Genomic DNA, 18,432 nt, shown 5'->3' with positions numbered 1-18,432 from the left:
GATGATCTCCTCTAGTCTTGAGACGTCGAGAGTTCTCCTCGGCAGCCCAGCCTTATCTTCGAGTGTCGGCTCGAGCAACTGTACGGGCGTAGTTGAGGAGAGATCGGCATGGAGACCTTGCTACAGCACGATCGTTTGAATCTAGGAGCTAGCGATCGTCCATGCCGACTCTCGACACCCAATCTGGCAGATCTAGAACAGATAAGGAGCGAGGCTTGCCCGCGATAACGCCGGATACCAAGCAAAAATCCCCGCTCATCGAGCACTTTTCACCCTCCCGCCGTCAGCCTGCTCTACGCGCATCGGTTCATCCCCGCTATACTTCCCGGCTTTTCCTGAATAAATGCCAATAGGGTCCCGCCGCGCATGGATAAGACCTACCAGCCGCACGCCATTGAAACTTCCTGGTACCAGACCTGGGAGTCAGAGAATTACTTCGCCCCGCAAGGCGCGGGCGACTCGTACACCATCATGATTCCGCCACCGAACGTCACTGGCAGCCTGCACATGGGCCATGGCTTCAACAACGCGATCATGGATGCCTTGATCCGCTTCCGCCGCATGCAGGGCCGCAACACCCTGTGGCAGCCGGGCACCGACCACGCCGGTATCGCCACCCAGATGCTGGTGGAGCGTCAGATCGAAGCCCAGGGCCAGAATCGTCACGATCTGGGCCGGGAAAAATTCCTCGAGAAAGTCTGGGAATGGAAGGATCAGTCCGGCGGCAACATCAGCCGGCAGATCCGCCGCCTGGGCTCGTCCGTGGACTGGAGCCGCGAGCGCTTCACCATGGACGATGGTCTTTCCGAAGCCGTCAAAGAAGCCTTCGTGCGCCTGCACGAAGACGGCCTGATCTACCGCGGCAAGCGCCTGGTCAACTGGGACACCAAGCTGCACACCGCGATCTCCGACCTCGAAGTGGAAAACCACGACGAAAAAGGCTCGCTGTGGAACCTGCGCTACCCGCTGGCCGACGGCGCCAAGACCGCTGAAGGCCTGGACCACCTGATCGTCGCCACCACCCGTCCAGAAACCATGCTCGGCGACTCCGCCGTGGCCGTTAACCCGAACGATGAACGCTACAAGGCGCTGATCGGCAAGTTCGTCGAGCTGCCGCTGGTAGGCCGCCGCATTCCGATCATCGGCGACGACTACTGTGACCCTGAATTCGGCACCGGTTGCGTGAAGATCACCCCGGCCCACGATTTCAACGACTACGAAGTCGGCAAGCGCCACAACCTGCCGTTGCTGAACATCTTCGACAAGAACGCCGAAGTGCTGCCGGCCGCCCAGGTGTTCAACCTGGACGGCACGCTGAACGAAAGCATCGACGGCAAGATCCCGGCCGAATTCGCCGGTCTCAACCGTTTCCAGGCGCGCAAGGAAATCGTCGCCGCGTTCGACGCCGCCGGCCTGCTGGTCAGCGTTGACGATCACGCCCTGAAAGTGCCGAAAGGCGACCGTTCCGGCACCATCATCGAGCCGTGGCTGACCGACCAGTGGTACGTCTCCACCAAGCCGCTGGCCGAGCCGGCCATTGCCGCCGTGGAAGACGGCCGCATCACCTTCGTGCCGAAGCAGTACGAAAACATGTACTTCTCCTGGATGCGCGATATCCAGGACTGGTGCATCAGCCGCCAGCTATGGTGGGGCCACCGCATCCCGGCCTGGTACGACGAGTCGGGCAAGGTCTATGTCGGCCGCGACGAAGCCGAAGTGCGCGCCAAGCACAACCTCGGGCCTGAGGTCGCACTGCAACAGGACAACGACGTCCTCGACACCTGGTTCAGCTCGGGCCTGTGGACCTTCTCCACCCTGGGCTGGCCGGAGCAGACCGAGTTCCTCAAGACCTTCCACCCGACCGACGTGCTGGTGACCGGTTTCGACATCATTTTCTTCTGGGTCGCCCGGATGATCATGCTCACCATGCACCTGGTGAAGAACGAAGACGGCACGCCGCAGGTTCCGTTCAAGACCGTGTACGTACACGGCCTGGTTCGCGATGGCCAGGGCCAGAAGATGTCCAAGTCCAAGGGCAACGTCCTTGACCCGCTGGACATCATCGACGGCATCGACCTGGAAACCCTGGTGCAGAAACGCACCACCGGCATGATGCAGCCGCAACTGGCGAAGAAAATCGAGAAGCAGACCCGCCAGGAATTCGCCGACGGCATCGCCAGCTACGGCACCGACGCCCTGCGCTTCACCTTCTGCTCGCTGGCTTCCACCGGCCGCGACATCAAGTTCGACATGGGCCGCGTCGAAGGCTATCGCAACTTCTGCAACAAGATCTGGAACGCCGCGCGCTACGTGCTGGACAAGGGCGAAGACTGCGGCCAGAACGGCGAAGCCTACGAATTGTCGTTGGCTGATCGCTGGATCATCTCCCAGCTGCAGCGCACCGAAGCCGAAGTGACCCGCCAGCTGGACCAGTTCCGCTTCGACCTGGCGGCCCAGGCGCTGTACGAGTTCATCTGGAACCAGTACTGCGACTGGTACCTGGAATTGTCCAAGCCAGTGCTGTGGGACGAAAACGCGCCGGTCGAGCGCCAGCGCGGAACCCGCCGCACCCTGGTGCGCGTATTGGAAGTGGCGTTGCGCCTGGCCCATCCGTTCATGCCGTTCATCACCGAAGAAATCTGGCAGCGCCTGGCGCCGCTGGCCGGCATCCAGGGCAAGACCATCATGCTGCAACCCTGGCCGGTGGCCGTTGAAGCGCGCATCGACCAGGCCGCCGAAGACGACATCGAATGGCTCAAGGGACTGATGCTCGGCACCCGTAACATCCGCGCCGAAATGAACATCGGCCCGGGCAAGCCACTGGCGTTGTTCCTGAAAAACGCCAGCGCCGAAGACCAGCGCCGCCTGAGCGAAAACGAGACCCTGCTGCGGAAGCTGGCCAAACTCGAATCGATCACCGTGCTGCAGGCCGGCGACGAAGCACCGCTGTCCGCCACCGCCCTGGTCGGCGAGATGGAAGTGCTGGTGCCGATGGCCGGCCTGATCGACAAGGGTGCCGAACTGGCACGCCTGGACAAGGAAATCCAGCGCCTGCAAGGCGAAGTGCAGCGGGTCGGCGGCAAGCTGTCCAACGCCGCCTTCGTCGACAAGGCCCCGGCCGAAGTCATCGACAAGGAACGCGCCAAACTGGCCGAAGCCGAACAGGCCCTGGGCAAGCTGGCCGAGCAGCACGCACGGATTTCCAGCCTGTAAGGCAATTCGAGCGGCCATAAAAGGGAGCCCTGCAAAGGGCTCCCTTTTTTGTGCCCGGCCGAAAGGCCTGCGCAGCTTGCTGGCGATAAAGGATAAGGCGGTGCGCCAGGGATAACGCTTCGCGGGCAAGCCTTGCGCCTGACAGAGGCCACGTTGCCTGGGCAGATATGGGACAATGCGCGCCACTTTGAGCCATACCCGAACCGATTTCGCCCATGACCGCCCCCCGCCCTCCCAAAGCCCCGCGCAAAAAGCCTCAACCTGCAGCCCCGGCCAAGGCCGTCGCGCCACGGGAAAAGGCCAGCCTGCACCCGCGAAACCGCCATCAAGGCCGCTACGACTTTGCGCAGTTGATCAAGAGCACCCCGGAGCTGGGAGCCTTCATGATCATCAATCCCTACGGCAAGGAGAGCATCGACTTCGCCAACCCGGCGGCGGTGCGGGTGTTCAACCGGGCATTGCTCAAGGCGTTCTACGGCATCGCCCATTGGGACATCCCGGCCGACTTCCTCTGCCCTCCGGTGCCCGGGCGTGCCGATTACGTGCACTTCCTGGCCGACCTGCTGGCCGCGCATAACGAAGGCGTAATTCCCCACGGCGCGGCAGTGCGGGTGCTGGACATCGGGGTCGGCGCCAACTGCATCTACCCGCTGATCGGCCACTGCGATTACCGCTGGCAGTTCCTCGGTTCCGACATCGACACCACGGCCCTCGCCGCCGCCAAGGCGATCGTCCAGGCCAACGGCCTGAACAAGGCCATCGGCCTGCGCCAGCAAACCAACCGCAAGCAGATCCTGCTGGGGCTGCTGGAGAGCGACGAACGCTTCGACTTGACCTTGTGCAATCCGCCGTTCCATGCATCCCTGGAAGAAGCCACGCGCGGCAGCCAGCGCAAATGGCGGGCCCTGGGCAAGGCCGATCCCAAGCGCAAGCTGCCGGTGCTGAACTTTGGCGGCCAGGCCGCGGAGTTGTGGTGCGAAGGTGGCGAAGCGCGATTCGTGACCCAGTTGATCGGCGAAAGCGCCCAAGTGGCGCAACAGGTGTTGTGGTTCAGCACCCTGGTGTCGAAAGCGTCGAACCTGCCGGCGATTCAGGCCGCGCTGAAAAAGGCCGGGGCACTGGAGAGCCAGGTGGTGGAGATGTCACAGGGGCAAAAACAGAGCCGTTTCGTCGCCTGGACCTTCAAGGACAAGGCACAGCAACAGGCCTGGCGCCAGGAGCGTTGGGTTCGCAAGGGATAGATACGAGGGGAAAAACGGCGATTTACCTTGCGTAAATCGTTGCGGCCTCAGAGCCTAAAAACCGTGCCCGGAAGTGTTCCGAGGCACGGTCTTACTGCAGTCTTACTTGTTGATCGAGTCGGTCAGGCCTTTAGCCACAACCAGCTTGATAACTTTCTTGGCAGCGATTTCGATGGCAGCGCCAGTCGATGGGTTACGGCCAGTACGGGCAGGACGCTCGGTCACTTTCAGCTTGCCGATACCTGGCAGAGTGATTTCGCCGCCATTTTCCAACTGATCAGCAACGATCTGGGCCAGTTGGTCCAGAGCGTTACGCGCGGTGGTTTTCGGCGCGTCGATAGCTTCAGCGATATCAGCGATCAGTTGGTCTTTAGTAATAGCCATTGTGGTGTTCCTTCCCTATCAAATTCATTTGGATTGCAGAGTGCAGTGTCAGCCATCGAGCCAGATCTTGTGGATCTGGCACCCCGGTCACAACCACGAAAGATCGGGGTTATAGATACCGAAATCAGGGTTTGGTTCGACCTGACAAATGCTGAATGCACGCTTAACGCCGAGACATCGCGTAAGACGGGGCAAAACTAGCACAGAGACGGGGAAATATCCGCCTCTACCTAGCCATTTGGTCAGCTTTATTGCTCTAAATCCGTAAAAAAATGCATAAGCTTGACCCAGGCCGCCTTCCACACCCTTCAAACAGCGCCAAAACCAGCGGGTGCGGTACACTGGGCACTTTTTCGGGGAGTCACGCCCTCTCCCGCCAACCAGCCGAGAAGCCCATGCCGATCCGCCATTGCATCGTCCACCTGATCGACAAAAAACCCGACGGCACACCCGCAGTTCTGCACGCCCGCGATTCCGAACTGGCTGAATCCGCGGCCATCGAGAACATGCTCGCCGATCTCAACGAAAGCTATAACGCCAAACAGGGCAAAGCCTGGGGTCTGTTCCACCCGGAGTCCGGCGCGTTTCCCTTCAGCGGCTGGCTGAAGGAATACCTTGATGGCGGCCAGGACTTCACCGCCTTCAGCCGCGTCGCGGTCGAGCACCTGCAAAAGCTGATGGAAGAATCCAACCTGTCGGTCGGCGGCCACGTGCTGTTCGCCCACTACCAGCAAGGCATGACCGACTACCTGGCCATCGCCCTGCTGCACCACAGCGAAGGCGTGGCGGTGACCGACGAGCTGGACGTGACCCCGTCCCGCCACCTGGACCTGGGCCAGTTGCACCTGGCCGCGCGGATCAACGTCTCCGAGTGGCAGAACAACAAGCAGTCGAAGCAGTACATCTCGTTCATCAAGGGCAAGAACGGCAAGAAAGTCTCGGAGTACTTCCGCGATTTCATCGGTTGCCAGGAAGGCGTCGATGGCCCGGGCGAGACCCGCACCCTGCTCAAGGCGTTCAGCGACTTCGTCGAAAGCGAAGACTTGCCCGAAGAATCCGCCCGGGAAAAGACCAAGGCCCTGGTGGACTACGCCAGCAGCCAGGCCAAGCTCGGCGAACCCGTGGGCCTGGAAGAACTCTCGGAGCTGATCGACGAGGACCGCCCCAAGGCGTTCTACGATCACATCCGCAACAAGGACTACGGCCTGTCGCCGGAGATCCCGGCGGACAAGCGCACCCTCAACCAGTTCCGCCGCTTCACCGGCCGCGCCGAAGGCTTGTCCATCAGCTTCGAGGCGCACCTGCTGGGCTCGAAGATCGAGTATGACGAAGAAGCCGGGACCCTGATCATCAAGGGCCTGCCGACCCAACTGACCGATCAGCTCAAGCGCCGCAACTGATGCTGCAGGGCGTGCTGAAGAAGTTCCTGCTGATCCTGCTGGTGGTCGTGGCCTACCAGAACTGGGGCAAGATCGAGCGCCTGCTCGACCCCTCGCAGGCCGCCTCGGAACAGGTTCGGGCCAATGCCCGGGTGGTGCTCTACGCCACCGACTGGTGCGGCTACTGCAAGGCCACCCGGCGCTTTCTCGATCAGAAGGGCGTTGCCTTTCGCGAGTTCGATATCGAGAAGGATGCCGAGGCGCGCAAGGCCTATGAAGCCTTGGGCGGACGAGGGATTCCGATCCTCGATGTGAATGGCACGCTGATCCGCACCTACGACCCCGGCGGCATCCTCGCCGCCTTGGAGTCCCATCCACTGTAGGAGCAGCTGGCCGACGCTCGATTGCTCGCGATGAACGATAACGCGGTGTTTCAGACACGTCGCGTGCCGCCATCGCGAGCAAGCTCGCGCCTACAAGGGCTATTGCGCCTCGATACGGAACCCGAAACGCGGGAAGTGCACATGCACCCACCCGCCGCGTGGGTCTTCGCGACGCAGGATCAACTCCTCGCGCCCGGCAAACAGCAACTCCCCTTCCACCGGATCGACGCCATAGTCGGTCGCCGCGATCCGCACCTGCTGGCCAGCCTCAAACCCGTTCGGGTCCATGAAGACCTCATCCGGCAAGGCGGCCGGTGTAGCCCTGCGTGCCACTTCAAGCGCCTCCTCGGAAGTCATCGCACTCGAAGCACCATGGCCGAAACCCAGAACCCGGGAAAGCCACGCCGCCACCGCCGGATAGGCGTCTACCAGCGGCGCAGTCACCGGCGTGCCCTTGAGGAACCACAGTGGATGGGCCATGGCGAAGTCGGCAATCGATGGATCGCCGAACAGGAAGTCGCCCTCCTCGCGCTGCAACTGCTGCTCCAGGCGCGCCATCAGCGTCGGCCATTGATGCTTGGCCAACTCCAGCGGCACTCGGGTGGAACTGCCGCCGCTGAACAGCCCGGCGCGGTCGGCCATGAAGGCCTTGACCGCTTCCGGCGGCAAATGACCGAAACGCACGGCTGCCGACTCCGGCTGGAACACCAGGCTCACCGTATGCTGGAACACCACCGAATCGGCCCAGGCCGCGAAGGTTGCGCTGACCATTTCCCGGCCTTCGGGAAACAGTGCCGGCGAGGCCTTTTCCTGCTCCAGCCGCCGGGCGATCAGCGCCGTGTCGCAATAGATATCGGCGCCGACCTGCAACACCGGGGTCTTGCGGTAACCACCGGTGAGTGCGGTGAGATCGGGTTTGGGCATCACCGGCGAGATCTTCACCGAGCGCCAGGACAAGCCCTTGAAGCCGAGCAACAGCCGGGCTTTTTCCGCGAAAGGAGAGGTCGGGTAATGATGCAGAATCAACTCTGACATGCTGGAGTTCCACCGGATAAGTAGGAAGAACCAGCTTAGCGTGCAAAGACCGGACAGCCTATATAACCTGTCTGATCACCATCCATCACCGACACTGATCGGGCACCGCGCCTCACCAGACCAGCCGCCTGAGTATGATAGGGAATCCAGCCTTTGGCCATTAAGAACATGAAACCCGTACTGGTGTACTACACCCGTTTTCTCTTTTTCTGCGTTAATAAGTTTCCGAGGCTTTTCACCCGCACATTCAGAAATCACTTCAATCCATATTTGGGCAACCTGTTTTTTCAAGTTCCAGATACGGTCTCTTACCAAAGCGCTGGTATTCTTGATGGAAATGGCCGGTGGAGCTCAATAAATGTCATCTGCCCCATCACGCCTACCGAGTTGACATCCCTTATCGAATGGATTCAAAAAAAAGAATTCCTGCATGATAAAAACGATCCTGAGACTTCAACTCCCCATACTGAAGCGCCAGACTTCCCAATCAAATACTCCACCTATATTCCATTCAACGACACCTATCGCTTTCATGTAGACCGAATATCGGTAAGACCTGATGCGTTCAGGGACTGTACTATAACGCTCATCCAGCTGACTAACAGCGTCAATTATTTATCTTTCGATTTCTCCTTCACGCCCGAATCTAAAAAAAGACTATGTAAAGTAGACATTCTCGACCGAGCAGAGTACTTCCAATTCAGAACAATAAATCCCTTTTCAAAAAACTTTCGCATTAGTCGCTCAATAGACTATATACATGAGCATTTGATCGAAGGGATCGGTGTTCTCGTAGATGACGCCCATCAAATCGTCGAGAAACTACTCACTCCCCTGGGCATCAAGACAGGCGCACGAACCAAGATCACCACGGGCCAACTCAAGAGTGGAATAGATGTTCACTATATTGACTCCTACGACATTACCAACGAGCAAGATCACTATGCCCTGATCAGCTCATCAGGAGTTGGCTGCAGTTACTACAAAGACACCACAAGCGACGCCAGCTACATCTATGATCTCTGGTCCAACAAATTAAAAATAAACGCTTTTTTGGTCGACAACATAGATGACACTTACAACCTAACAGACCACTTAAGCTCCCACCTGTATCTTTCACTCATAAGGGAGATTGAACACAAATACGCTCAGTGTCGAGATGCAGTAAATCCTGTCCTTTCAACCATTACCCATAACACTTCAGAAAGTCTAGGTTCTTTACTACAAGCAAGTATAGAAATTGGGCGCATCGAGGAAAAAATAGAGGCTATAACTCGACTCGCCGAACAGTACCATTATCGGGCTTTCCGAACCGAAGCAGAAAATGAACTGCAAAGCCTGACTGAGAAAGTCGAGTTACTGAAAAAACGCATCGCGCAACGAAAGTCGCTCAGCAACGATCAGGTGCAATTTGAAAACCTGAAGTTCAATCGTTTCTACTCTTGGATAGTCGGCGGCCTGGCTCTTCTTCAAGTGGCCCTGGCGGCGATCACCATAGATTGGAGCCAAGCACTACAAAGTAACAACCCGGTTCTAAACAATCTGAAAGCCCTGCTGCGCTGGCTTCAGGGTTGAGCCCCCCACTCTGACAGGATCAGGTAGCCAGATCCCAACTGGCCACCAGGCATTCCTTGGCGCTTTTCCGGAGTTTCTTGATCAGCCGTTCCTGACGCAGGGCTTCGCTCTTGTCGCGGCAGGCTTCGGTGTAGACCAGCGCGACGGCCGGGCTGGAGAGGAAGAAGCGTGCGCCTTTGCCGCTCTGGTGCTTGGCGAAACGCTTGACCGGGTCGTCGCTGATGCCGCAGTACAAGGCGCCGTTGGCGGCACGCACCAGGTAGACGAACCAGGGTTTGCTCACCACGGGTACAGGTTCGGCGTCGCTGGCGGGGGATTGGCTGGGGCGGGTCACAGTGATCGCGGCCTGTGGATAACAAGCCGCGATCTTACCAGAGGCAAAGATTCAGCGGCCGGCCTGGAAGGCTTTCAGGCCTTTGCGGGCCTGGGCGCGCACGGCGTTTTTCAGCAGCGGGGTCCAGCCGAGGATCAGGCCCTTGGTGCCCAGGGCCTGGCGGGCCCAGCGCCACATATCGAAATGATCGTGGTGCTCACAGATCTTGCCGTCACGGAACACGAAACGCGCCTGGATATCGTTGACCACGGTATTGCCGGTCTGGCTGAACAGGTAAGTCGCCACCCAGTGGGCTTCGCCGCTGCGCTCGTCGGCGCGCACTTTGTCGAAGGTCAGGGAGAAGTCCTTGGCCCGGGTGGTGAGCATGCACCACATGTCCCCGGCATCGCGGCCGCGCAGTTCGCCGAACGCTGGATCACTGAACAGCACATCCTCGGTGTAGCAGGCGGCCATGGCCTCGGCATCCAGGCGCTGGAAGGCGCTATAGAACTCAGTGATCAAGGCGCGGTGGGCGTCACTCATGAAACAGGCTCCGACTCAGGGAAAGATGCCTGCACGATAGTCTGCAAACCCGGGAAACACTATCGGCATTCGCCGCGCAAATACCGACAGTGGGGTGGATCAGATTTTTTCGCTTTCGACCTGCACGTAGCACGAACGCCCGGCGCCCAGGCCAGCCACTATGGCCCCCAGGCCGATCACCGCGAAAATCCAGCCCAGGGCCGTCCAGCCACCGGTCCAGTCGTGCACCAGGCCGACCGCGAACGGGCCCATGGAGGCCAGGGTATAGCCGATGCCCTGGGCCATGCTCGACAGGTTGGCCGCCACATGGGCGTCCTTCGAACGCAGGACGATCAGGGTCAACGCCAGGCTGAAGGTCCCGCCCTGCCCCACGCCCAGCAGGATCGCCCAGCCCCACAGGCCGTCGACCGGGGCATACAGGCAACCGAACAGCCCCCCCAGGGTCAGCAGCATCACCACCACGATCGCCAGACGCTGGTCCTTGCCCCGCGTTGCCAGCCAGGGCGCGGCCAGCGAACTGGCGAGCTGGACGATCACCGAGCCGGACAGTACCAGCCCCGCCTGGGTCGGGCTCAGGCCGCGGCCGATCAGGATCGACGGCAACCAGCCAAACACGATGTAGGCCAGCGAGGATTGCAGGCCCATGTACAGCGTCACTTGCCAGGCCAGCGGGTCGCGCAGCAAACCGCGCACCCGATAGGCCACAGGGTGCGCACCCTGCCGCTTGCCGACCTGGGGCAGCCAGAACAGCGCCGCCGCCAGTGCCGGCAGCACCCAGAAGCCGAGGCCAAGGGCCCAGCTGTTATCGAAGTGCTGGCTCAAGGGCACGGTCGCCCCCGCAGCCATCGCCGCCCCCAGGCACAGGGCCATGGTGTAGACCCCCGTCATGGTGCCCGCGTGTTTGGCGAAGTCGCGCTTGACGATCCCCGGCAGCAACACCCCGATCACACCGATGCTGGCACCGCCGAGGATGCTGCCGGCGAACAGCCCGATATCCCCCAGGGAACTGCGCAGGATGATCCCTCCCGCCAGCGTCAGCAGGATGCCGAGCACCACCCGCTCGGCACCGAAGCGCCGCGCCAGCACCGGGGCCAGAGGGGCGAACAGGCCCAGGCACAGCACCGGCAAGGTGGTCAGCAGGCCGGCCTGGGCCGCCGACAGCCCGAGGCTACGCGACACCTCGCTGAGCAGCGGCGCCATGCTCGACAGCGCCGGGCGCAGGTTCAGCGCCACCAGGATCAGCCCCAGCAGCAACAGCCACGGGCGACTCGGCGCGGGGTGGCTCTGCTGCACCTCGGCATCGTCGGCTTCGGCGTCGATCAACAGTTCTTCAAGCTCGGCCTCGCGCCGAGGGACAGCAATAGGTGGCGGGTTATTGGCCTGATGGCTGGACATGGGGCTCTCGGTCTCAAGGTTCATTGATCAGCTGCCGGGAAATGGCCTTGGCCCGTTCCGGGTCGCGCTGCTCGACGGCGTCCAGCAGGTCGATGTGCAGATCGAACACAGCCTGGCGCCGGGGATGGATATTCAGGGTCTGGCGCAGTTGCGCGCCGACCACGCTGGAGAAATAGCGGTACAGCTCGCTGAGGGTGGGGTTATGCGCGGCATCCACCAGGCGCCCGTGGAACACCAGGTCGCAGGCGATGTAGCTCTCCAGATCGCCGTGATAGTGATCGCCGCTGAGGGCCAGGGCTTCGCGCAACGCCTGCAGGTCCTGGTCGGTACGTCGCAGGGCCGCCAGGCCGATGGCTTCCGTCTCGATGATCTGCCGGGTTTCGCGCGCCTGCTCCAGGGAGCACTGGGACAGGGCCTTGAGGGTGTCCAGCGGATCGACCACCGCGCGCAGGTAACTGCCGTCGCCCTGGCGAATCTCCACCAGGCCGGAAAACGCCAGGACCCGCATGGCTTCGCGCACTGTGTTACGACTGATGCCCAGCTCCGCCGCCAGCTCCGGCTCGGTCGGCAGGCGCTGGCCGATGTTCCATGCACCGTCATTGATGCGCTGGCGCAGCTGTTCCAGGGCCTGATCGACCAGGGAACGTTTAATCAAAGGAGAAATTTCTGCCATGTTCTGTCGCCCTTTCATCCAATCATAGGATGAATTTTTTTGACATATTAGTCAGCTTCGCGTGGGTGGACAACAAAACCGATGCACGAAGGTAGCAATCGGATAAGGGAATTCGATTGCCAAAAAAACCCTTTAAGGGTAATTTAATCTCAGTTCCAGGTGTCTTATGGAAAAGAAAACACCTCATTACGATCTGTCGGTAATCAAGGCGGACGTCACGCGGCTGGGGCCGGCGGCCTTTACCCGAACCGCCCTGGTCAGCGGCCGACACCTCGGCCTGACCTGCCGGGACATGCAGCAGGTGATTGCCGGGCTGCAAGGGAAAATGCTCTACAAGTCGATGACCAGTTATCTCGATCACCGAATCTGGCAAGACGTGTATTACACCCACATCGACTCCGTGGAGCTGTACATCAAAGTCACGTACCGCCCCGGCGGCGATCCCCCAGTGATCTCCTTCAAGGAGAAACACCCATGAAGCAAAGACAATGCGTCAGCTGCGGTGCCCCGGCCGGCATGCAGCCGTTCAACAATCGCAGCGAGCTGATCGATTACAAGCATATGCTGCGGCAGGTCGACGGCCTGGATGGCTGGGAGTGCCAGGCCTGCGGGGAAGTCGAATTCGACCCGGCCAGCGCCGAACGCTACGCCAGCGCCGGCGACCAGTTGTTGGAGGACTGCCGGCAGTTCATGGCCAGCGAGATGAAGCGCATCCGCCGCAAGCTGCACCTCTCACAGAAGGATGCGGTGAGGCTGCTCTCCGGCGGCGGGCATAACGCCTTCTCCCGCTACGAACGCGGCGAGGTCGCCCCGCCCCAGCCGCTGTTCATGCTGATGCGCCTGCTTGATCGTCATCCCGAATTGATGGCCGAGGTGCATGCCCTCAGCGCGCAGCAGGCCCCAGCGGCGACCGACAACCAGCCATCGCAGCCGCGCCTCGCCACCTCATGAACGCCAGGCAAAAATAAACCCGGCGCCAGGCCGGGTTCATTTTCCAGGCCAATGCCTGGATCAGTGCAGGATCTGGCTCAGGAACAGCTTGGTCCGCTCGTTCTGCGGGTTGTCGAAGAAGTCGTTAGGCGCTGCCTGTTCGACGATTTCGCCCTTGTCCATGAAGATCACCCGGTTGGCCACGGTACGGGCGAAGCCCATTTCGTGGGTCACGCAGAGCATGGTCATGCCGTCTTCGGCCAGGCCGATCATGGTGTCCAGAACCTCTTTCACCATCTCCGGGTCGAGGGCCGACGTCGGCTCGTCGAACAGCATGATCTTCGGCTTCATGCACAGCGCCCGGGCAATCGCCACACGCTGCTGCTGACCGCCGGAGAGCTGGCCCGGGTACTTGTGCGCCTGCTCCGGAATGCGCACGCGCTCCAGGTAATGCATGGCGATTTCCTCGGCCTTGCGCTTGGGCATCTTGCGTACCCACATCGGCGCCAGGGTGCAGTTCTGCAGAATGGTCAGGTGCGGGAACAGGTTGAAGTGCTGGAACACCATGCCGACTTCACGGCGGATCGCTTCGATCTGCTTGAGGTCGTTGGTCAGTTCCACGCCATCGACCACGATGCGGCCCTGCTGGTGTTCTTCCAGGCGGTTCAGGCAGCGGATGGTGGTGGACTTGCCCGAGCCCGAAGGCCCGCACAGGACGATACGCTCGCCCTGCTTGACGTTGAGGTTGATGTCCTTGAGCACGTGGAACTGGCCGTACCATTTGTTCACGCCCTGCATCTGAATAATGCCTTCAGGGCCCACAGGCTTTTTGATCGCTTCACTCATGGAGATACTCCTAACGCTTGTGGCCTGTGTCCAACTTACGCTCCAGGTGCATGGAGTAGCGGGACATACCAAAACAGAAAATCCAGAACACCAGGGCCGCGAAGACATAGCCTTCGGTGGCCATGCCCAGCCATTTCGGGTCGGCGGCGGCTTGTTTCACGCTGTTGAGCAGGTCGAACAGGCCGATGATGATCACCAGGCTGGTGTCCTTGAACAGGGCAATGAAGGTGTTGACGATGCCGGGGATCACCAGCTTCAGGGCTTGCGGCAGGATCACCAGGCCCATGCTGCGCCAGTAGCCCAGGCCCATGGCCGCGGCCGCTTCGTACTGCCCCTTGGGAATCGCCTGCAGCCCGCCGCGCACCACTTCGGCGATGTAGGCCGACTGGAACAGGATCACCCCGATCAGCGCCCGCAGCAGCTTGTCGAAGTTCATGCCTTCGGGCAGGAACAGCGGCAGCATCACCGAAGACATGAACAGCACGGTGATCAGCGGTACGCCGCGCCAGAACTCGATGAAGGTCACGCAGACCACACGAATCGCCGGCATGTTCGAGCGTCGTCCCAATGCCAGCACGATGCCCAGCGGCAAGGCGCCGACGATGCCGACAGTGGCGATCACCAGGGTCAGCATCAGGCCACCCCACTGGCTGGTGGCGACGCTGGCCATGCCAAAGAGACCGCCGTGCAACAGGAAGTAGGCAATGATCGGGTACAGCACCAGGAAGCTCAGGCCATAGATCGCCTTGTGCGGAACCCGGGCGATGAACAGGGGCGCCACGCCGATCACCGCCAGCCACACGGTCAGGTCCACGCGCCAGCGCAAGTCCGCCGGGTAGTAGCCGTACATGAACTGGCCGAAGCGCTGCTGGATGAACACCCAGCAGGCGCCTGACTGGGTGCAGTCGGCGCGGGTGGTGCCGACCCAGTTGGCGTCGAAGATCGCCCAACTGAGGATCGGCGGCACCACCAGGTAGATCAGGTAGAAGGCAAACAGGGTCAGCAGGGTGTTGATCCAGCTGGAGAACATGTGTGCCCGCATCCACGCCACGATCCCGATGCTGCTGCTCGGAGGTGGCATGTCGGGTTTGAAAGTATGAGTGCTCATGCGCGTTTCCTCACCGCTCGATCAGCGCAATGCGCTTGTTGTACCAGTTCATCAGCAGGGAAATGCTGATGCTGATCGCCAGGTACACGCTCATGGTGATGGCAATGACTTCGATGGCCTGGCCGGTCTGGTTGAGCACGGTACCGGCGAACAACGAAACCATTTCCGGGTAACCGATACCGGCCGCCAGGGACGAGTTCTTCGCCAGGTTCAGGTATTGGCTGGTCAGCGGCGGAATGATCACCCGCAGGGCTTGCGGGATGATCACCTTGCGCAGGGTCGGACCGTTGCGCAGGCCGAGGGAACGGGCCGCCTCGGTCTGGCCATGGCTCACCGACTTGATCCCCGAACGCACAATCTCGGCGATGAACGCCGCGGTATAGACGGTCAGGGCCAGGGTCAGGGCCAGCAGTTCCGGAATCAGCACCCAGCCACCGACGAAGTTGAAGCCTTGCAGCTTCGGCATCTCCCAATGCACCGGTGTGCCGAAGACCAGCACGCACAGCGCCGGGATCGCCAGGAACATCCCCAGGCCGACCCAGAACTTGTGGAACGGTTCGCCGGTTTCCTCGAAGCGCCGGGTGGCCCAGCGGCTCATCAGCACGATAGCGACGATGGCCACCACGATACTGATCACGAACGCCCAGAAGCCGTCGGCCATCTGCGCGGCCGGCATGTTCAGGCCACGGCTGCTGACGAAGAAGGTGTCGCCGAAGTTGTGGCTGTTACGCGGCCCCGGCATGGTCAGGAACACCGCGAAATACCAGAACAGGATTTGCAGCAGCGGCGGGATGTTGCGGAAGACTTCCACATACACGGTCGCCAGTTTGCTGATGATCCAGTTCGGCGACAGCCGCGCCACACCGATGATGAAGCCCAGCAGCGTCGCCAGGATCACGCCGATGAAGGTTACCAGCAAGGTGTTGAGCAGCCCGATCACGAACACCCGGGCATAGCTGTCCGATTCGGTGTAGGAGATCAGGTGTTGAGCGATGCCGAAGCCGGCACTGCGCTCGAGAAAGTCGAAACCGGAAGTGATCCCCCGGTGCGCCAGGTTGGTTTGAGTGTTGTCGAACAGGAACCAGCCCAGCGAGATCACCGCGACAATCGTGACGATCTGGAATAACCACGCACGCACTCGTGGATCGCTGAGGCTGAACCTCTGCTTTGGTGCGCCGATTGAATTTTGCATGAAGTGCCCCGCAAGAAATGGAACAGAACATCACCCGGCGGTTGGCCCGCCGGGTGATAGGACCATTAGCGCACTGGTGGTGCGTACTGAATGCCGCCGTTGTTCCACAGCGCGTTCAGACCACGGTCGATTTCCAGCGGAGTGCTCTTGCCGAGGTTTTTCTCGAAGATTTCGCCGTAGTTACCCACCTGGGAAACGATTTTCACCACCCAGTCCTTCGGCAGTTTCAGATCCTTGCCATATTCACCGTCGGCACCCAGCAGACGGGCAACGTCCGGGTTCTTGGTGGACTTGGCTTCTTCGATGACGTTTTTCGAAGTGATACCGGCCTCTTCAGCGTTGAGCAGCGCATAGCCGACCCAGCGCACGATGGCCAGCCACTCGTCGTCGCCGTTACGCACGACCGGGCCCAGCGGTTCCTTGGAAATGGTTTCCGGCAGAACCACGTAGTCTTTCGGCGAGGCCAGCTTGCTGCGCTGGGCGAACAGCTGCGACTTGTCGGAGGTCAGCACGTCGCAACGACCGGATTCCAGCGACTTGGCGCTTTCGTCGGAGGTGTCGAAGGTGATCGGGGTGTACTTCAGGCCGTTGGCGCGGAAGTAGTCGGACACGTTCAGCTCGGTAGTGGTACCGGCTTGAATGCAGATGGTCGCGCCATCCAGTTCCTTGGCACTTTTCACGCCCAGCTTGTTGTTGGCCAGGAAGCCCACGCCGTCGTAGTAAGTAATGAAGCCAGGGAATTTCAGGCCCATGCCCGCGTCACGGGAGCTGGTCATGGTGGTGTTGCGGGACAGGATGTCGATCTCGCCGGATTGCAGCGCGGTGAAGCGCTCCTTGGCGTTCAACTGACTGAACTTGACCTTGGTCGCATCGCCGAACACGGCTGCTGCCACGGCGCGGCAGACGTCGGCGTCGATGCCGAGGATCTTGCCGGTGGCGTCCGGTACCGAGAAGCCCGGCAGGCCGTCGCTCACACCGCACTGCACGAAGCCTTTCTTCTGCACGGCATCCAGGGTCGCACCCGCCTGCGCGAAGCCGCTCATGCCCAGTACCGCGGCGGCCGTGACCACAGCCAGGGTGGATTTCAACATCTTCATTCAAACCTCCAGTTTTGCTCTTGTTGTGTCGGAGCTTGAGTCCTGCCGCACCCTTATGAGGCACTGTTGACCCGAGTTGGCTTTTTATGGGGTCAAGCGGCGTAGGACTTTAGCTATGAGTCTAGTAGGAGAAAATCCATTTAAGAGAAAACCCATACTCACCAAGCGACCGAACGGGCTGTAGCCCTTGCATGTTCGCGAAGCCCGTAGCGGCCACTGGCGAACGTCCATCATCGGATCTTTGCTATCCCACACCCGCCAGTAGCCTGATAGTGTTACCGGCAGGGTGAACGCAATCACTTCACGCAACGGCTATAGCAAAGCCCGTACCAGAGTGCCGACTAAAGCGGTTCCGGCAGGGGTCAAGAGCAAAACTTGCAGCCTTGCGACATCTTCTTCACTGATCAACCGACCGCGCACCTCGATCACGCACCGCCTGGGCGCGTACGCACAAATATGGAGCAACCATGACCGAGCCCTTGATTCTTCAGCCCAGCAAGCCCGTCGACGCCTGTGTGATCTGGCTCCATGGCCTGGGCGCCGACCGCTACGACTTCCTGCCGGTGGCCGAAGCGCTGCAGGAAAGCCTGCTGACCACCCGCTTCGTCCTGCCCCAGGCACCGACCCGCGCCGTGACCATCAATGGCGGTTATGCCATGCCCAGCTGGTACGACATTCTGGCCATGAGCCCGGCACGTGCGATCAACCGCGAACAACTGGAGGAGTCGGCAAAACGCCTGACCGACCTGATCGAAGAACAGCGCGCCAGCGGAATAGACCCTTCGCGGATTTTCCTCGCCGGTTTTTCCCAGGGTGGCGCGGTCGTCCTGCACACCGCCTTCCTTAAATGGCAGGGTCCGCTGGGTGGCGTGCTTGCCCTCTCCACCTATGCCCCGACTTTCAGCGATGAACTCGAACTGTCGGCCAGCCAGCAACGGATTCCGACCCTGTGCCTGCACGGCCAGTACGACGAGGTGGTGCAGAACGCCATGGGGCGTACCGCCTACGAGTACCTGAAACACCATGGTGTCACCGCGACATGGCATGAATACCCAATGGGACACGAAGTGTTACCCGAAGAAATTCGCGATATCGGCGCCTGGCTCGGCGAGCGTTTGCGCTGAA

18 protein-coding genes are annotated in these 18,432 nt (G+C 60.7%); 8 read left to right on the top strand and 10 right to left on the bottom strand.

Annotated elements, in window-relative coordinates; translation table 11 throughout:
* The first annotated feature begins 366 nt into the window (after positions 1 to 366).
* Positions 367 to 3,213, top strand: coding sequence for a valine--tRNA ligase (locus IF690_RS06130; protein WP_202699269.1), 2,847 nt, complete (start codon positions 367 to 369; stop codon positions 3,211 to 3,213).
* Positions 3,214 to 3,428: 215 nt separating this feature from the next.
* Entirely contained in the window at positions 3,429 to 4,454 is a 1,026-nt protein-coding gene (gene rlmF / locus IF690_RS06125) for a 23S rRNA (adenine(1618)-N(6))-methyltransferase RlmF (protein ID WP_202699268.1), read from the top strand.
* Between the two features lie 102 nt (positions 4,455 to 4,556).
* On the opposite strand, the gene IF690_RS06120 is transcribed toward rlmF, so the two are convergent.
* Positions 4,557 to 4,838 (bottom strand): HU family DNA-binding protein, encoded by a 282-nt coding sequence (locus IF690_RS06120; protein ID WP_007932138.1) that lies wholly within the window; start codon positions 4,836 to 4,838, stop codon positions 4,557 to 4,559.
* Between the two features lie 395 nt (positions 4,839 to 5,233).
* Here IF690_RS06120 and yejK point away from each other — a divergent pair, with 395 nt between their 5' ends.
* Positions 5,234 to 6,238 carry a nucleoid-associated protein YejK gene (yejK, locus tag IF690_RS06115; protein WP_007932136.1) on the top strand — a complete coding sequence of 335 codons (1,005 nt, stop codon included), beginning with the start codon at positions 5,234 to 5,236 and terminating at the stop codon, positions 6,236 to 6,238.
* Complete coding sequence (locus IF690_RS06110; protein ID WP_202699267.1) at positions 6,238 to 6,600, top strand: glutaredoxin family protein; 363 nt, start codon at positions 6,238 to 6,240, stop codon at positions 6,598 to 6,600. The genes yejK and IF690_RS06110 overlap by 1 nt, the downstream gene beginning before the upstream one ends.
* A 99-nt stretch (positions 6,601 to 6,699) precedes the next feature.
* On the opposite strand, the gene IF690_RS06105 is transcribed toward IF690_RS06110, so the two are convergent.
* Positions 6,700 to 7,635 (bottom strand): glutathione S-transferase family protein, encoded by a 936-nt coding sequence (locus IF690_RS06105; RefSeq protein WP_202699266.1) that lies wholly within the window; start codon positions 7,633 to 7,635, stop codon positions 6,700 to 6,702.
* A gap of 153 nt (positions 7,636 to 7,788) precedes the next feature.
* Between IF690_RS06105 and IF690_RS06100 the strand changes: the two genes are divergently transcribed.
* The gene (locus tag IF690_RS06100; RefSeq protein ID WP_202699265.1) at positions 7,789 to 9,210 is read left to right on the top strand and encodes a hypothetical protein; all 1,422 of its coding nucleotides are present in this window, start codon (positions 7,789 to 7,791) and stop codon (positions 9,208 to 9,210) included.
* A 19-nt stretch (positions 9,211 to 9,229) separates the two neighbouring features.
* On the opposite strand, the gene IF690_RS06095 is transcribed toward IF690_RS06100, so the two are convergent.
* The 4 genes from IF690_RS06095 to IF690_RS06080 all read right to left on the bottom strand — a co-directional run bounded on the left by IF690_RS06095 (position 9,230) and on the right by IF690_RS06080 (position 12,134).
* Complete coding sequence (locus IF690_RS06095; protein WP_202699264.1) at positions 9,230 to 9,544, bottom strand: GIY-YIG nuclease family protein; 315 nt, start codon at positions 9,542 to 9,544, stop codon at positions 9,230 to 9,232.
* 51 nt (positions 9,545 to 9,595) lie between these two features.
* Positions 9,596 to 10,066, bottom strand: coding sequence for a nuclear transport factor 2 family protein (locus IF690_RS06090; protein ID WP_202699263.1), 471 nt, complete (start codon positions 10,064 to 10,066; stop codon positions 9,596 to 9,598).
* Positions 10,067 to 10,165: 99 nt separating this feature from the next.
* Positions 10,166 to 11,485, bottom strand: coding sequence for a CynX/NimT family MFS transporter (locus IF690_RS06085; protein WP_202699262.1), 1,320 nt, complete (start codon positions 11,483 to 11,485; stop codon positions 10,166 to 10,168).
* Positions 11,475 to 12,134 carry a FadR/GntR family transcriptional regulator gene (locus IF690_RS06080; protein WP_202699261.1) on the bottom strand — a complete coding sequence of 220 codons (660 nt, stop codon included), beginning with the start codon at positions 12,132 to 12,134 and terminating at the stop codon, positions 11,475 to 11,477. Before IF690_RS06080 ends, IF690_RS06085 begins: the two co-directional genes overlap by 11 nt.
* Before the next feature lie 166 nt (positions 12,135 to 12,300).
* Between IF690_RS06080 and IF690_RS06075 the strand changes: the two genes are divergently transcribed.
* Both IF690_RS06075 and IF690_RS06070 read left to right on the top strand, forming a co-directional pair.
* The gene (locus IF690_RS06075) at positions 12,301 to 12,612 is read left to right on the top strand and encodes a type II toxin-antitoxin system MqsR family toxin (RefSeq protein ID WP_202699260.1); all 312 of its coding nucleotides are present in this window, start codon (positions 12,301 to 12,303) and stop codon (positions 12,610 to 12,612) included.
* Positions 12,609 to 13,085 (top strand): type II toxin-antitoxin system MqsA family antitoxin, encoded by a 477-nt coding sequence (locus IF690_RS06070; protein WP_202699259.1) that lies wholly within the window; start codon positions 12,609 to 12,611, stop codon positions 13,083 to 13,085. Before IF690_RS06075 ends, IF690_RS06070 begins: the two co-directional genes overlap by 4 nt.
* A gap of 60 nt (positions 13,086 to 13,145) precedes the next feature.
* Here the strand turns inward: IF690_RS06070 and IF690_RS06065 are convergent, their stop codons facing one another.
* The 4 genes from IF690_RS06065 to IF690_RS06050 all read right to left on the bottom strand — a co-directional run bounded on the left by IF690_RS06065 (position 13,146) and on the right by IF690_RS06050 (position 17,307).
* A complete protein-coding gene (locus IF690_RS06065; protein ID WP_124319255.1) occupies positions 13,146 to 13,910 on the bottom strand; it encodes an amino acid ABC transporter ATP-binding protein in 765 nt (254 codons plus the stop codon).
* Between the two features lie 10 nt (positions 13,911 to 13,920).
* A complete protein-coding gene (locus IF690_RS06060; protein ID WP_202699258.1) occupies positions 13,921 to 15,018 on the bottom strand; it encodes an amino acid ABC transporter permease in 1,098 nt (365 codons plus the stop codon).
* Positions 15,019 to 15,028: 10 nt separating this feature from the next.
* Positions 15,029 to 16,210: an amino acid ABC transporter permease gene (locus tag IF690_RS06055; RefSeq protein WP_202699257.1), complete on the bottom strand. Its 1,182-nt coding sequence runs from the start codon at positions 16,208 to 16,210 to the stop codon at positions 15,029 to 15,031.
* A gap of 65 nt (positions 16,211 to 16,275) precedes the next feature.
* Positions 16,276 to 17,307: an amino acid ABC transporter substrate-binding protein gene (locus tag IF690_RS06050; protein WP_202699256.1), complete on the bottom strand. Its 1,032-nt coding sequence runs from the start codon at positions 17,305 to 17,307 to the stop codon at positions 16,276 to 16,278.
* Positions 17,308 to 17,774: 467 nt separating this feature from the next.
* On the opposite strand from IF690_RS06050, the gene IF690_RS06045 reads away from it, so the two are divergent.
* Positions 17,775 to 18,431, top strand: coding sequence for an alpha/beta hydrolase (locus tag IF690_RS06045; protein ID WP_202699255.1), 657 nt, complete (start codon positions 17,775 to 17,777; stop codon positions 18,429 to 18,431).
* Position 18,432 lies beyond the last annotated feature (1 nt).

This window comes from Pseudomonas sp. SK3(2021) (assembly GCF_016772375.1).
Classification (GTDB): domain Bacteria; phylum Pseudomonadota; class Gammaproteobacteria; order Pseudomonadales; family Pseudomonadaceae; genus Aquipseudomonas; species Aquipseudomonas chlororaphis_I.
The sequence above is the reverse complement of the archived record's forward strand: the minus strand, read 5'-3'. Positions and strand labels throughout refer to the sequence as shown.

What these genes read in the sequence shown, in the direction of transcription:
- IF690_RS06130 (WP_202699269.1), top strand. Translation starts at nt 367, where the DNA reads ATGGATAAGACCTACCAGCCGCACGCCATTGAAACTTCCTGGTACCAG.
- rlmF (WP_202699268.1), top strand. Translation starts at nt 3,429, where the DNA reads ATGACCGCCCCCCGCCCTCCCAAAGCCCCGCGCAAAAAGCCTCAACCT.
- IF690_RS06120 (WP_007932138.1), bottom strand. Translation starts at nt 4,838, where the DNA reads ATGGCTATTACTAAAGACCAACTGATCGCTGATATCGCTGAAGCTATC.
- yejK (WP_007932136.1), top strand. Translation starts at nt 5,234, where the DNA reads ATGCCGATCCGCCATTGCATCGTCCACCTGATCGACAAAAAACCCGAC.
- IF690_RS06110 (WP_202699267.1), top strand. Translation starts at nt 6,238, where the DNA reads ATGCTGCAGGGCGTGCTGAAGAAGTTCCTGCTGATCCTGCTGGTGGTC.
- IF690_RS06105 (WP_202699266.1), bottom strand. Translation starts at nt 7,635, where the DNA reads ATGTCAGAGTTGATTCTGCATCATTACCCGACCTCTCCTTTCGCGGAA.
- IF690_RS06090 (WP_202699263.1), bottom strand. Translation starts at nt 10,066, where the DNA reads ATGAGTGACGCCCACCGCGCCTTGATCACTGAGTTCTATAGCGCCTTC.
- IF690_RS06085 (WP_202699262.1), bottom strand. Translation starts at nt 11,485, where the DNA reads ATGAACCTTGAGACCGAGAGCCCCATGTCCAGCCATCAGGCCAATAAC.
- IF690_RS06080 (WP_202699261.1), bottom strand. Translation starts at nt 12,134, where the DNA reads ATGGCAGAAATTTCTCCTTTGATTAAACGTTCCCTGGTCGATCAGGCC.
- IF690_RS06075 (WP_202699260.1), top strand. Translation starts at nt 12,301, where the DNA reads ATGGAAAAGAAAACACCTCATTACGATCTGTCGGTAATCAAGGCGGAC.
- IF690_RS06070 (WP_202699259.1), top strand. Translation starts at nt 12,609, where the DNA reads ATGAAGCAAAGACAATGCGTCAGCTGCGGTGCCCCGGCCGGCATGCAG.
- IF690_RS06065 (WP_124319255.1), bottom strand. Translation starts at nt 13,910, where the DNA reads ATGAGTGAAGCGATCAAAAAGCCTGTGGGCCCTGAAGGCATTATTCAG.
- IF690_RS06060 (WP_202699258.1), bottom strand. Translation starts at nt 15,018, where the DNA reads ATGAGCACTCATACTTTCAAACCCGACATGCCACCTCCGAGCAGCAGC.
- IF690_RS06055 (WP_202699257.1), bottom strand. Translation starts at nt 16,210, where the DNA reads ATGCAAAATTCAATCGGCGCACCAAAGCAGAGGTTCAGCCTCAGCGAT.
- IF690_RS06050 (WP_202699256.1), bottom strand. Translation starts at nt 17,307, where the DNA reads ATGAAGATGTTGAAATCCACCCTGGCTGTGGTCACGGCCGCCGCGGTA.
- IF690_RS06045 (WP_202699255.1), top strand. Translation starts at nt 17,775, where the DNA reads ATGACCGAGCCCTTGATTCTTCAGCCCAGCAAGCCCGTCGACGCCTGT.